Annotated in this window: 13 protein-coding genes; 6 read left to right on the top strand and 7 right to left on the bottom strand. The window is 64.1% G+C overall.

Annotated elements, in window-relative coordinates; all coding sequences use genetic code 11:
• Window positions 1–6 precede the first annotated feature (6 nt).
• The 3 genes from DC31_RS00665 to DC31_RS00655 all read left to right on the top strand — a co-directional run bounded on the left by DC31_RS00665 (window position 7) and on the right by DC31_RS00655 (window position 2,073).
• Window positions 7–798, top strand: a complete 792-nt coding sequence (locus DC31_RS00665; protein WP_051606278.1) for an EI24 domain-containing protein — start codon at window positions 7–9, stop codon at window positions 796–798.
• On the top strand, window positions 791–1,564 hold the full coding sequence (locus tag DC31_RS00660) for a DNA-formamidopyrimidine glycosylase family protein (RefSeq protein ID WP_036275839.1): 774 nt from the start codon (window positions 791–793) through the stop codon (window positions 1,562–1,564). Before DC31_RS00665 ends, DC31_RS00660 begins: the two co-directional genes overlap by 8 nt.
• Before the next feature lie 101 nt (window positions 1,565–1,665).
• Window positions 1,666–2,073, top strand: coding sequence for a DapH/DapD/GlmU-related protein (locus tag DC31_RS00655; protein ID WP_036275836.1), 408 nt, complete (start codon window positions 1,666–1,668; stop codon window positions 2,071–2,073).
• Between the two features lie 55 nt (window positions 2,074–2,128).
• On the opposite strand, the gene DC31_RS00650 is transcribed toward DC31_RS00655, so the two are convergent.
• Genes DC31_RS00650 through DC31_RS00640 form a run of 4 tightly spaced genes read right to left on the bottom strand, consistent with a single transcriptional unit; the run spans window position 2,129 to window position 5,825 of the window.
• On the bottom strand, window positions 2,129–3,133 hold the full coding sequence (locus DC31_RS00650) for a PhnE/PtxC family ABC transporter permease (protein WP_051606277.1): 1,005 nt from the start codon (window positions 3,131–3,133) through the stop codon (window positions 2,129–2,131).
• Complete coding sequence (locus DC31_RS16700) at window positions 3,130–3,954, bottom strand: PhnE/PtxC family ABC transporter permease (RefSeq protein ID WP_051606276.1); 825 nt, start codon at window positions 3,952–3,954, stop codon at window positions 3,130–3,132. Before DC31_RS16700 ends, DC31_RS00650 begins: the two co-directional genes overlap by 4 nt.
• Window positions 3,951–4,847 carry a phosphonate ABC transporter ATP-binding protein gene (phnC, locus tag DC31_RS00645; protein ID WP_051606275.1) on the bottom strand — a complete coding sequence of 299 codons (897 nt, stop codon included), beginning with the start codon at window positions 4,845–4,847 and terminating at the stop codon, window positions 3,951–3,953. Before phnC ends, DC31_RS16700 begins: the two co-directional genes overlap by 4 nt.
• A 39-nt stretch (window positions 4,848–4,886) precedes the next feature.
• Window positions 4,887–5,825 (bottom strand): PhnD/SsuA/transferrin family substrate-binding protein, encoded by a 939-nt coding sequence (locus DC31_RS00640; RefSeq protein ID WP_051606274.1) that lies wholly within the window; start codon window positions 5,823–5,825, stop codon window positions 4,887–4,889.
• A gap of 174 nt (window positions 5,826–5,999) precedes the next feature.
• On the opposite strand from DC31_RS00640, the gene DC31_RS00635 reads away from it, so the two are divergent.
• Window positions 6,000–6,728, top strand: coding sequence for a LysR substrate-binding domain-containing protein (locus DC31_RS00635; RefSeq protein ID WP_081813649.1), 729 nt, complete (start codon window positions 6,000–6,002; stop codon window positions 6,726–6,728).
• Between the two features lie 12 nt (window positions 6,729–6,740).
• Here DC31_RS00635 and DC31_RS00630 read toward each other — a convergent pair whose 3' ends face one another.
• The gene (locus DC31_RS00630; RefSeq protein ID WP_036275834.1) at window positions 6,741–9,275 is read right to left on the bottom strand and encodes an ATP-dependent Clp protease ATP-binding subunit; all 2,535 of its coding nucleotides are present in this window, start codon (window positions 9,273–9,275) and stop codon (window positions 6,741–6,743) included.
• Window positions 9,276–9,447: 172 nt separating this feature from the next.
• On the opposite strand from DC31_RS00630, the gene DC31_RS00625 reads away from it, so the two are divergent.
• Window positions 9,448–11,097, top strand: a complete 1,650-nt coding sequence (locus tag DC31_RS00625) for an alkaline phosphatase family protein (RefSeq protein ID WP_235201248.1) — start codon at window positions 9,448–9,450, stop codon at window positions 11,095–11,097.
• A gap of 13 nt (window positions 11,098–11,110) precedes the next feature.
• Window positions 11,111–11,827, top strand: coding sequence for a glutamine amidotransferase-related protein (locus DC31_RS00620; RefSeq protein ID WP_036275831.1), 717 nt, complete (start codon window positions 11,111–11,113; stop codon window positions 11,825–11,827).
• Between the two features lie 6 nt (window positions 11,828–11,833).
• Here DC31_RS00620 and DC31_RS00615 read toward each other — a convergent pair whose 3' ends face one another.
• Window positions 11,834–12,304, bottom strand: coding sequence for a hypothetical protein (locus DC31_RS00615; protein WP_036275829.1), 471 nt, complete (start codon window positions 12,302–12,304; stop codon window positions 11,834–11,836).
• Window positions 12,301–13,509: a cation:proton antiporter gene (locus tag DC31_RS00610; RefSeq protein WP_036275825.1), complete on the bottom strand. Its 1,209-nt coding sequence runs from the start codon at window positions 13,507–13,509 to the stop codon at window positions 12,301–12,303. The genes DC31_RS00615 and DC31_RS00610 overlap by 4 nt, the downstream gene beginning before the upstream one ends.
• Between the last annotated feature and the right edge of the window lie 93 nt (window positions 13,510–13,602).

Below are 13,602 nucleotides of genomic sequence, written 5' to 3'. Positions count from 1 at the left end.
GACAGCATGAGGGAATTCTTCACTGGCGTCCGAACTCTCGGGCGAGGTTTTGGTATGTGGCGCACCCACCCGAAGTTGCTGGCACTTGGTCTCTTGCCAGCCGTGATCGCATTCGTGGTCCTCGCTGCGGCTCTCGTGCCACTGGCCCTCACGCTCGGCCAGCTCACTGACTGGATTACCCCGTTCGCTGACGGCTGGGTTACTCCGTGGAAGGACCTATTGCGGGTCGGTCTCGGCATCGTGATCCTCATCGCTGCCCTTGCGCTTGCGGGTGCCGTGTTCACCGCCCTCACGCTGACAATCGGTGACCCGTTCTATCAGCGCATCTGGCGCGGCGTTGAGCGCTCGCTGGGTGGATCGGAGCCCACCGGCGACACAGGTCTCTGGACGACCATCGGTGAGGGTATTCGACTGGTGCTGCTCGGTATCCTCGTCGCGCTTCTCACTCTTGCGATCGGCTTCATCCCGGTCGTTGGCGGGGTTCTCGCGACCGTTACAGGCGTGTTCCTGTCTGGCCGTCTCGTCGCGCGAGAACTGACCGGCCGCGCGTTCGACGCCCGCGGGTTCACGACATCCGCGCGATCGCAGCTTCTGCGTTCCGGTCGGGCACGCGTTATCGGCTTCGGCGTCGCGACACAGCTGTGCTTCCTCGTGCCGTTCGGCGCGATCATCGCCATGCCGGCGGCGGTCGCAGGGTCCACGATCCTTGCCCGCGCGCTGAGCGAACGAGCCGGGATCTCTGTCGTCCCGCAAGGAATGCAGCCTCCACCTCCACCTCCCCCGCCACGTCATGCCTGAAGGCGACACCGTCTTTCGTACCGCCCGACGCCTGCACCAGGGGTTGGCTGGCGCAGAAGTCACGCGTTTCGACCTGCGCGTGCCGGCATTCGCGACTGCCGATCTGACCGGCCAACAGGTGCACAGCGTGTCAGCGCGCGGCAAACATCTACTGATGCGCATCGGCGAAACAACACTTCATTCGCATCTGCGCATGGACGGCGCGTGGCACCTCTACCGTCCCGGCGAGAAATGGCGACATCCGGCATTCAAGGTGCGCGCGATCGTCGGTACCGCCGAACGAGACGCCATCGGCATCGACATCGCCGAGGTCGAACTCGTCCCGACCAGCGAAGAAGACCAGCTACTGGCACATCTTGGCCCCGACCCGCTCTCCGACAACTGGGATGCCGCCGAGGCAGCTCGCCGCCTGCACGGTGATCAGCGCAGCATCCATGTCGCTCTTCTCGATCAGCAGAACGTCGCGGGATTCGGCAACGAATACGCGGCAGAGCTCCTCTTCCTGCGCGGCATTCTGCCGACAACTCCCGTCGCAGATGTCGACGTCGATGCGCTACTAGGTCTCGGTGTGCGCACCATTCGCGCCAACCGCGACCGGTCGAATCGTACCTTCACCGGTGTCGCGCGCCGGGGTCAGAACACCTGGGTATACGGCCGTACGAACAAACCCTGCCGGCGATGCGGCAGCCCTATCCGACGCGGAGAACAGGGTTCAGATCCCACTCGTGAACGCGTCACCTTCTGGTGTCCGTCGTGTCAACGGTGATCGTTCGGCCTGCTCAGCGACCGGACATCCCAATTCGGGAATGAAACACGCTCTCCCCTGGTTGTTGATATATCCGGGAGTCTCCGGACACGGGAGGAATCGTGGGAAAGAACTACATCGACATCGAAGACGACCAGGGCTCGACGTTGCGTTACCGCAAGCACGTCAACGGTCGTGGACTCATCGCGCACGGCGCGAAGGTGCACCCGAAGGCTGTTATCGAAGCCGGTGCCTATGTCGAACCAGGAGCGCGCGTCGGCGCGGGAGCACGAGTGATCCGCGGCGCGTGGGTCGAACCCGACGCCGTGATCGGCGAGAACGCCTACATCGACGCACACGCGCACATCGGCCAGGGTGCCGCCGTCGGTGACGGCGCGCACATCGGCGTCCGCACCGAGATCGGCGCAGGTGCACGCATCGCACGCGGCGCACGCATCGGCGACGACGAGATCGTCGCCGCAGGCCTCAGGATCGCCACCGACCGCAGAGGGCTCTGGCTCGCGGCCTGAGCCCCCACCGCGAGGCGCGCATCTCCCCCCAAGGCGCGCGTCTCGCTTCACATCGTTACTTCAGCGCTCGGCGGATCAGAATCGACGCGCTCTCGACGATCACGACCATTCCGATGATCACGAGCACATAGGCGAGCACCTCGTCGAAGTGGCGCCCCTGCAGTGCGTTCAGCAGCAGGAAGCCGATACCACCGGCACCGACGATGCCAAGCAGCGTCGCCGATCGAATGTTCTGCTCAAGCAGATACATCAAGTGGCTGACGAGCGCGGGCACAGACATCGGCACGGTCGAGGAGAAGAACACCTGTGCACGCGTGCCGCCCGCGGCGACGAGGGCGCGCTCGGGCCCGTTGGGCACCTCTTCCATCGAGTCACCGATCAGCTTCGCGAGCAGCCCGACGCCGCCGATGCCGAGCGCGAGCGCACCCGCCTGTGGTCCGATGCCCGCCGCGATGATGAACAGAATCGCAACGACGAGGTCGGGGATCGCGCGGATGACGAGCGCGATGCCGCGGAACAGGTTGCGCACCCCACTGTTCGGGGCAACATTGCGCGCAGATAGCGGACCAACGACGGCCGAGATGATCGTTGCCATGAGAGTGGCGGCAAAGGCGATCTGAATCGTCGTGATGACCGCGGCGAGCACCACCGACCAGTCCCTGCTGCCGAAATGCGGTGGCCAGATCGCGCGATCCCGCTCAGGATCGACGATCTCGTTCCACGCGGGGGTGAGAGTCTTCGACAGGTCGGGTGCGGCGTAAGCGAATGCCCAGATGACGAGGATGATGCCCAGCCACACCCACAGCGAGTTGCTGATGCGGTTGCGGTCCCACGGCCGGTGCATGGCGGCTTCGATCCGCGTGTTGCGGTTCTGTGTCTTGATCGCCGCCGTGTTCGTGCTGGCCGGCGCATCGGCGCTTTTGCGCGCGACTGCGCGCGCAACCGAGTCGCCGAATCCCTTGCCGGTGGGACGCACATTCAGCAAACGCGTGCGCACCAGAGAAGAAACAATCTCGAACACCACACACAGCACGATGATGATCACAACGAGCGGGATCACCCGCGCATGCCGGCGGCGCCGCCGTGCAGCGCGCCATCGAGTTCGTAGCCGATGCCGATGACACCGACCACACCGAGGATCACCGTCGAGCGCAGGTTGATGTCTGCGCGGTGCAGCGTGACCGCTACCCATGCGGGAAGAACCTGTGGGACGACGCCGGACCAGAATTCCTGAGACTTCGACCCACCCGCAGAGCGGATGGCGAGTCGCGGGCCTTCATCGATCTGTTCGATCGCGTCGGCGAACATCTTCGAGATCATGCCGACCGAATGGAGGCCAATGGCGACGATTGCGGGGAGCGTGCCCGAGTTGAACCACAGGAACGCGAGGATGACGACGAAGACGACGTCGGGAATCGCCCGCGCCACAACCCCGATGCCGCGGCAGATCGCCAGCACGGCCACGTGCGGTGTCGTGTTCGCGGCCGCCCCGTAGGCTACCGGGATCGACAGCACTGCGGCGAGCGCGGTTCCGGCGATCACGAGAGCAAGGGTGATCGCGATGGTGACGAGCATCTGCCAGATCGGCTCGAATCCGACCCAGGTGGTCACGAATGCCTTTGTGCCACCGGCCTGAACCTCGGCGGTGACCTCCCAGCCCGGCCACTGCATGGGGGTGGCCATCCCAAGGAAACGAGCGATATTGCCGCCAGTAGTGTCTAAGCTCTTCAGGCTGTAGTCGAGGCCGATGAATGACCAGACGCCGAGACCGAGAATTGCGATGATCGTTCCGTGGGAGACGACGGTCGATAGTCGTGGAGCAGGTCGAGGTGCCAGAGCGATGCGCTCGGCAAGCGAAGGGCGCTCGGCAAACGTGGTCATGCGGGTTCCTCGTTTGCCATGTCCTCAGCGAAGTGTCCACGTGCGGCGGCGCGACGCGCCTCTTCGCTGCGTACCTGCTCGCGTGCTTCGGCGAGTTCTGTTTCCAGCGCGTCGATCTCGCCGGTCGTGGTGGCAACGCGCCCGTAGATCTCCATGACCTCTTCGCGCGACAGAGATTCGGTGTGGGTGTCGAGCACGACCTTGCCGGCGCGTAGTCCGACGATGCGATCGCCCCAGCTGAGAGCGAGATCGACCTGGTGAAGCGAGCAGATCACAGTCAACGAGCGCTCTGCCGCGATCTCGCGGATGAGCGACATGACCTGGCTGCTCGACTCCGGGTCGAGAGAGGCGACGGGCTCGTCGGCCAGCAGGATCTCAGGATCCTGCATGAGCGCGCGGGCGATGGCGACGCGCTGCTGCTGACCGCCGGAAAGGTTATCGGCGCGCTGGTACGCGAACTCGAGCAGCCCGACGCGGTCGAGGTGTCCGAGGGCCTTTTCGCGCAGAGCGCGGGGATAAGTCAGGATGCCGACGCGCGGTCCGCGAAGAGTGTTCAGCCCACCAGTCAGCACGTTCTCCAGCACCGTGAGAGCGCCCACGAGTTCGAACTGCTGGAAGATGAATCCCACGCGTCCGCGAAGGGTGCGAAGCTCGCGACCGCGCAGCTGCGGAACTTCCTGTCCGAGCGAGACGATCGAGCCCTCGGTCGGCGTTTCCAGTCCGTTGACGTGGCGGAGGAGCGTCGACTTGCCCGAGCCGGAAAGGCCGAGCAAGACGACGATCTCGCCAGGATTGACGGACAGCGACACCCCCGAAAGAGCTGCGTGCGCGGCTCCCGGGTACGTCTTTCCCAGATCTGTGATCTGGACGGCGGGGATGTCGCTGTTCGTCATGCCAGTTCTCCTGGGTTGAGTGTGCGTCGGCGAGCGGGGTCAGGCCCGGCAGGCCTCGACCTCGTCGGCGATCTCGGTGCACAGGGTGCGGATGAGGTCGTAGTACTTGTCATCGACGGCACCGAAGCCGAACCAGCCATCCGTCAGGAACTCGTTGAGCTCAACGCCAGCGTCGGTGAGGTCGGACTGCGTGCTGTCAGCGAGAGCGGCAACCAGCTGGTCCTGCACATCCTGCGGCAGGCCGGCCTGCATCACGATGGGAGCGGCCGGAACCTGCACACGCGTGACCTCGACGAGCTCGCCAGACTCGATCAGCGGGTCAGCGTCGATGTCCTGCGCGAAGCCCACCTGGCAGTCCGTGCCCTCGGCGACCTTCTTGGCGTTGAGGTCATGCTCCTCGCCGAAGAGGCGGTTGTCCGCGGCGACGGTGACACCGGCCTCCAAGAGACCGCCCATCGGAACCGCGAAGCCCGAGGTCGACGTCGGGTTGACGAAGCAGACCGGCTGGTCAGCGAAGTCGGCAAGCGACTTCACATCGGTAGCTGCCGGGTTCTTCACTGCGACCGAGAAGTAGCCGGGCTCGGCACCTTCCTTGGTGATCTGCGCACCGATCGGCACGATGTCCGCGCCGGCATTTTGCGACTGGTAGTAGGTGAATGCCGAGATCTGAGCGATGTCGATCTGGTCCGCGGCAAGACCCTGCACAACAGCGGTGTAGTCGGTCGCCTGGAAGAGCTCGACCTTCTTGCCGGTGATCTCTGCGATCCAGTCCGCGATGGGCTGGGCATCCTGGTCGGCGCCCTCGTGGTCGGGGAGGACGGCGAAAACGAGCGTGTCGGAGTTGCCGGAGGCGAACGTGCCGTCTGTGTTCTCTCCGCCGGTGGCGGAGTCAGCGGGCGATGCCGCACAGGCGGCGAGGCCGAAGGCGAGAGTGAGACCGGCGGCGATCGCGAGACCGCGCTTCACAGTGGACTGCATGAGGAAACCTTTCGAAGGTACGGGTGCAGGGAGAATTGATCGGCGGGACAGCCGACGTTGAGGATTCAAGCGGCGACGGGAAGACCGCATTGGAGCGAGGCGTGTCGAGACCGTGAATGGGTGATGAACTCCCAGTTCGCGTGGCGGAGCTCGCCACACGAGTACCCTGAAGCAATGGCACACTCCGGCAGATCCCGACAACGCGCAGCGCTGGGCGGGCCTGCGCGTTCGACAAAGCGACAGAGCGTCAAGACGACGAAACAACCGGCGAAGAAGCCGGAGAAGACTCCTCAGCAGCGTCCGGAGTCAGCACCTGAACCTCATGCGTTCCGCCTCGGCGCGGTTCCCGGAGCAACTCCGGGCAAGTGGATCGATACGTGGAAACAGCGGATGCCGCACGTCACGCTCGAGCTTGTGCCGATTGAGAAGGCAACACAGCGAGCAGCCATCGACGACCTAGACGCCGCACTCGTGCGACTTCCCCTCCTCGATGAGAGTCTGCATCTCATCCCGCTCTACGACGAAGTACCGGTGGTCGTGGCATCCGCCGAGTCGCACTTAATGTCCGTCGATCGCCTGACGGCAGATGATCTGGTCGGCGAGGTGCTGATCACCCCACTCGACGATGTGCTCGGTCCCCTAGATCTGCCGACCGTCACCCCGAGCTTTCCCCCGATAGACACGACGGCGGATGCTATCGCCACAGTTGCCACGGGAGTGGGAATCGTCGTAGTGCCGATGTCGCTCGCCCGGCTGCACCAGCGCAAGGACGTCGACTATCGCCCGCTGCTCGCAGGTCCTAGCTCTACCGTCGCGCTCGCGTGGTCCCGCGAACGTACGAACGAAGACATCGACACTTTCGTGGGCATCGTGCGTGGGCGCACCGCGAACTCCTCGCGGTAGCGCCCGCGCCCCTCAGGCAACCAGCACTGCAGCCTCAACCACGAGCCCGTCGTCCCCGGCATCCAAGCGAACAGTCCCGCCGTCGGCGAGCGCCCCTGAGACCAGCAGATCCGCGATGCGGTCATCGACCTCGCGCTGGATCAGCCGACGCAACGGCCGCGCCCCGTACTCCGGCTCGTAGCCGTGCTCGCCGAGCCAGGCCACCGCAGCGTCCGTCACGTCGAGCGCAATATCGCGATCCGTGAGTCGCGCTGAAGTCGCCCCCAGCATCAACCGCACGATCCGAGCGATCTCCTCGCGGCTCAGCTTCTGGAACAGCACGATCTCATCGATGCGGTTCAGGAACTCCGGCCGCATGGCCTCACGGAGTTTCCCCATCACCCGATCCCGGAGGTCCTTCATCGAGGCGAAGCCGTTTGCTGAGGCATCCTGCGAGGAGACGAAGCCGAGCGCTCCGGAGCGCGAAGCGAGGAACTCGGACCCGATGTTTGAGGTCATCACGATCACCGTGTTGCGGAAGTCGACCGTCCGCCCCTGACCATCTGTGAGGCGCCCATCATCGAGCACCTGCAGCAGCAGGTTGAACACGTCGGGGTGTGCCTTCTCGATCTCGTCGAACAGCACGATTGAGTACGGATTGCGGCGCACTCGCTCGGTGAGCTGCCCGGCTTCGTCGTATCCGACGTATCCGGGAGGGGCTCCGACGAGACGCGATACCGTGTGCCGTTCGCCGAACTCGCTCATGTCGAAGCGGATCACGGCGTTCTCGTCGTCGAAGAGGCGGTCGGCCAGGGCCTTCGCCAATTCGGTCTTTCCGACTCCGGTGGGGCCGAGAAAGAGGAACGATCCGACAGGTCGACGTGCGTCGCCCATGCCGGTACGGCTGCGTCGTACGGCGCGTGCGACAGCGGTCACGGCGTCATTCTGTCCGATCACGCGCGCGTGCAGGTCGCTCTCGAGGTCTGCGAGGCGCTCGCGCTCGCCCTCGGTGAGCCGACTGGCCGGGATGCCGGTAGCCCGCGCGATCACCGCGGCGATCTCGCGTTCATCCACAACGGTGTCTGCGCTCTCGGTGCGCCCGGCCGTCACGTCGTCGATCCGCGACTGCGTCTTGACGATCTGGTCGCGCAATCGTGATGCTTCTTCGTACTTCTCCGCGGAGACGGCCGCGTTCTTCTGCGCCTCAAGACCGGCCAGCTCAGCCATCAGGTCGGACGCGTCCGCAGGACGACCGAGCTTCAGCCGCAGGCGGGCACCGGCCTGATCGATCAGGTCGATCGCCTTATCTGGCAGCACGCGATCGGGCAGGTAGCGGGCGCTCATCGTGACGGCCGCCCGCAGCGCGGCATCCGTATAAGTCACAGCGTGGTGCTGCTCGTACGCGCCTTTCAGCCCCTCAAGAATGCGGACGGCATCCTCGATCGAAGGCTCGTCGATCTTCACCGGCTGGAAGCGGCGCTCCAGAGCGGGATCCTTTTCGATCTTGCGATACTCCTTCAACGTCGTCGCACCCACCATGTGCAGGTCGCCGCGCGCGAGGCGGGGCTTCAAAATATTTCCTGCGTCCATGCCGCCGTCACCAGCGCCACCTGCGCCCACGACCGTGTGCACCTCGTCGATGAAGACGATCACCTCGTCCTTGTGCGCGGCGATCTCATCCATGGTCTTGGTGAGTCGCTCTTCGAAGTCACCCCGGTAGCGGGTGCCAGCGAGCATGCCTGGCAGGTCTAGCGAGATGATGCGGCGGCCTTTCAGCTGAGCCGGGACAGTGCCGTTGACGATCGCCTGGGCGATTCCGTCGACGATCGCGGTCTTGCCGACGCCTGCTTCGCCGATCAGCACGGGGTTGTTCTTCGTGCGGCGGCTGAGGATCTCGATGGTCTGCTCAATCTCGTCGCTGCGGCCGATCACCGGGTCCAGTTCGCCAGCGCGGGCGCGGGCCGTCAGGTCAATGCCGTATTTGTTGAGCATCGAATCGGATGCCGTGGCCGACGGCTCTGCGCCTTCGCCGCCGACGGGAGCAGCGACCTGCTCGCGAGCGCCCTGAGTGAGCGCCTCAGCGGTCACTCCAGCGCGGGCGAGGACTTGACCTGCTGGCACGTCCTGACCGAGAACGAGAGCGAAGAAGAGGTGTTCAGGTTCGATGTACGTGCCACCGGCGGAACGGGCGACTTGATACGCATGGAAGAGCGCACGGCTCGCGCTTGGCGTGATCGTAGCGGCACCCGTCTCTGCCGCGTCTCCTGGCAGTGGCAATCGGGCTTCCACGGCGTCAATGATCTGTTTTGGGTTTACGCCGATGCGCTCGATAGCCTGCACGACTGCGTCATCCTCAACGATTACGCGCAGTACGTGCAAGGCATCCAGTTCGGTCTGGCCACGTTCGAGCGCAAAGCGTCCAGAACGTTGCAGAATCCTCTGGGTGCGCGCCGTGAGGAACCGACTGAGGTCAATCGATCGGGTCTGCCTGGCCTGCTCACCTGCGAGATACCGCGCGAGGAAATCGTCGAACGAGCCTGCGCCGGTGTCGTTAAAATCGTTAGCCACTAAATCCTCCTGGGAAAGTTGAGTGCACTTCGCTCAAGTTCAACGCACAGCGCCAGATGCTATTCCCGACCCACCGCGTCAAGCGACGATAGATTAACGGCATGACCACTGAACCCGACGCCCCCAAGAACGCCTCACGTCGCAGTTCTTCAAGCTCGGCGGAGCAGCTGTTGTGGGCGCGGCAGCTGGCGGAGCCGCGGGCGCAGCAATCGGCGCCACGGCGGGATACCGGTCGGGGTTCGCTGCAGGCGACGACGAATTCGACACGCTCCAACCCCGTTCGAAGCCCGGCTTCGATCACATCGTCGTGGTCATGGGCGAGAACCGCTCCTTCGACAACCTTCTCGGCCACCTCTACACGCCGGACACGCTTCCGGAAGGTCAGACCTTTGACGGGATCGCGTTCGGCGACTACTCGAACGTCGCACCGGACGGCACGGTTATCCCCGCGCACGTCTATGACGGACCCACCGATCATGTGATGGGCTTACCGAATCCCGATCCCGGTGAGGAGTTCCCGCACGTCAACACTCAGCTGTTCGAAGCCGTCTCCCCTGCCGGAAACGAACATCTCTGGGTCGAGCATATGACAGCGCCGTACAACGCTCCGGCACCCGGCGTGACGCCTACCAATGGCGGGTTCGTTCAGGACTACTTCATCAACTACCGGCGGTTGAAAAAGGGTGAGGCGCCGGCCACCGATCAACTTGAGCACATCATGGGTGGCTTCTCGCCTCAGATGCTGCCGGTGTTATCGACCCTGGCGCAGGAGTTCGCTGTTTTCGACCACTGGTTCAGCGCTGTCCCCTCGCAAACGTTTTGCAACCGATCGTTCTTCCACGCCTCGACGTCGCATGGGTTCGTCACGAACAAGCACGACGGCGGATATGAGAAGTGGATTGACGCACCAGAGGCCCCGACGATTTTCAATCGTCTCGAAGAGGCAGGTCTCAGCTGGAAGGTCTACTACGACGAGATCCAGCTGGTCTCGTACACCGGATTCCTGCACGCTCCGGTTCTGGAGAAGTACTGGAAGACCGACCACTTCGCCACGATGGATCAGTTCTTCAAGGATGTGAAGAATGGGGACCTGCCCGCCTACGCGTTCATCGAGCCGCGCATGACGTTCAACCACAATGACTTCCACCCACCGTTCGGCGTGCTGCGTGAGGATGCTGTCGACGGCGTCGACGTCATCGACAGCGCCCTCAGCGATGTGCGCGCGGGTGAGGCACTGATTCACAGCATCTATTCGGCGATCAAGGACTCTCATTCTTCCGAGGGTTCGAACGCCATCAACACGATGCTGCTGATCACCTTCGACGAGCACGGGGGCACGTATGATCACTCAGCCCCACCCGCTGCTGTCCCTCCCCATAAAGGCGAGAAGGGCGAAATGGGATTCGCCTTTGATCGCCTGGGATGCCGCGTCCCGGCCATCGCTGTTTCTGCGTACACGCGTCGCGGCACCGTCATCAATGACGAAATGCACCACGGCTCGGTCATCAAGACGCTGTGCGAACTGCACGGGCTCAAGCCGCTCACCCACCGCGATGCCGGCGCGAACGACTTGTCTTCCATCGTGAACCTCGAGCAGCCTCGGCACCCTGATGACTGGCCGGAGATTACGCCGCAGTGGGTGCCCAAAACCCGCAAGAGAACCCACCGCACCCCGCGCACACACATCAGAACAAGCCGCTCAGCCCGCCAGCCCGCGGTCTCATGGGCCTGCTTCAGGCGCGATTCGGCAATCCAGACGCACCGGTTCCCGAGACCTTCGCCGAGGCATACGAGCAGCTGCACAAGTACGGCGTCGGCGTGATGGGAACAGACTGATGGCGTCACTTCTGTACGTCTGCGTGCGGCCGGAGAAGGGCGCGGCGGAGGCCGAGCATGTGTCTTTCCTGCGCGGGCTCGGGGTAGACGAGCTGGATCAGCTCGACCTCGTCGCGACTCCCCTCACCGACGACGTGCTTGCGCGTCACCGTGGCTTCGTCATCGGCGGTTCGCCGTTCAACGTGACGGATGCCGAAAAGACACCGCTGCAACTGCGGGTTGAGGCAGACCTCGAGCGCATCGCGGCGCGCGCACTCGAGGATGAGACGGCCGCGTTCTTCACCTGTTTCGGTATCGGAGTCGTGACGCGGATGCTGGGCGGCACGCTCACTCTTGAGCATCCGGAGTCGACGAGTGCAACTGAGATCAGGACGACGGATGCCGCGGCATCCGACCCGATCTTCGGACCGAGCGCGCCGGCGCTGAAGGTGTTCACGGCGCACAAAGAGAGTGCATCGGCTGCGCCCGCGGACGCAACACTCCTGGCGACCAATGACGCGTGCCCTGTGCAGGCATACCGCGTGGGCACGCACCTGTACGCGACGCAGTTTCACCCCGAGCCGAGTCCGCGTGACTTCGCCGACCGCATGACGTTCTACCGGAACAACGGCTACTTCGATGCGGAAGCCTTCGAACGTGTCGAAGCCGAGGTGCTCGCTGCCGACAGCGTCAACGGCGCAAATCTCTTGCGCCGGTTCGCCGCACACTTCGCCTGAAGGCGCTTAGAAACCGGCGCTCTCGCGCATCAGCGGGATGCGCTCATCCAGATATGCGGCCAGCGGCATGTACGCACCGGCGCTCGACCATCGCACCGAGGGTACGGCGTCGATCATCGCTAGCGGACCCGAGGAGCCACCGGCATCCACTGTCTCGACGTCAATGACCGACCAGCCGACGTGTGCGACTTCTCCTTCGCCGAAGCCGCCGCGCAACGCCATCTGGCGACGCGCAGCTCGCGCCCGCGCTGACTCCGCTGTGTACCCACGGCGACCGGGGTCTGCGGCCCGCAGTATCTCGCCCGTGGCGAGCACGCGGTCTTCGCTGAGCAACAACACTCCGACATGCCACGCCTCCCCCACCTGCACAATCCGCTCGCCGCGCCAGCGTGAGGAACGCTCCTCGCCGAGGCCTTCCTGCGGCACACCCACCAGCGCAGTTCTCGCCGCGACCAGCAGTTCGGATGTTGTGGTCATAGCTCTCCCTGCGGCACGTCTCGCTCGACGGCATCCAGTCGCTCGCGCTCGCCGCGCAACGTCATCGCGATGAGCGGGTAGATCAGCACTGACAGCATCCCGGCACCGACCAATGCGGATGCGATCGCGGGAGCCAGTATTTTCTCATCCACACCGATCGCGGTGACGGCCACGATGATCGGAAGGCCCGTTGCGGCCATCAGCCCCACCGTGGTCCGCTCCCGCATGCCCGCACCCTTCACTACCGACAGTTGGGCTGCCATTCCACGGATCACCAGCAACGCGACCAGGAAGAGCGGCACGAGCGCGATCGTTGAGGGTTCTGCGGTGAGGGACTCTAGATCGAATGTGACGCCGGTGTAGAGGAAGAAGATCGGTATCAGGAAGCCGAACGCGATTGCCTCGATCTTGCTCTCAATTGCTGCCGCGTCGGGCGCGGGCGCCCCCGCCATGACGATGCGCCAGACGCCGCCGGCGACGAATGCACCGAGCAGCATGTCCAGATCCAAAATGACGCTGAGCCCGACCAGCGCGGCAATCAGCATCAGGACAAACCGCACGCCGAACTGGGCTGAAGTGTGTTGCGTCGCCCTTACGAATGCGTGCAGTCGCCCGTAGGGTGTGCGTTGCGCCACGACAATTACGATGACGGCTACTACGACAAATGCCAGCAGGATCACTGCGGCCAGCGGCGCCTTGCGGGTACTGAGGAAGATCGAGATCGCGATCAGAGGCAGAAACTCTCCGATGGCACCGATCGCGGTGACAGTCCGACCGAATGGCGTATCGAGTTCGCGTGCGTCGCGGAGAATCGGCATCAGCGTGCCCAGTGCCGTCGAGCTCAGCGCGATACCGATCACCACCATGCCCTCATCGGGTGCGAGTAGGAAACCGACGCCGATGCCCAGTGCCAGACCGAGAACCCATCCGAGTGAGGCACGCACGAGGGGCTTACCGGTGATGGCGCGGAAGTTGATCTCTGTGCCGGCCATGAAGAACAGCATCGCGAGTCCGAAGTCGCTGAGCTTCTCTAAAACGACGCTCTCTTGCACCCAGCCGAGCATCGCCGGACCGACCAGGATGCCGAGTACGAGCTCGAAGACGATGATCGGTACCCGCAGCACCGGGCGAATACCACGCGCAAGCAGAGGAGCAGCGACCGCGAGCAGCGGGATTAGCACCAGCCCCGCGTCGATCGCATCCACGTGCTCAGGGTATCGACAAGGCAGCCTGGTGTGCTCGATTCGTCAGCGTCTCACGAACGGGGCAGAATCGACACAGATCTTTTTGCAAGGAGC

Source organism: Microbacterium sp. CH12i, from assembly GCF_000685355.1.
In the GTDB taxonomy this organism is placed as follows: Bacteria; Actinomycetota; Actinomycetes; order Actinomycetales; family Microbacteriaceae; genus Microbacterium.
Note: the sequence above shows the minus strand (reverse complement) of the source record. Positions and strands in the feature narration are given on the sequence as shown.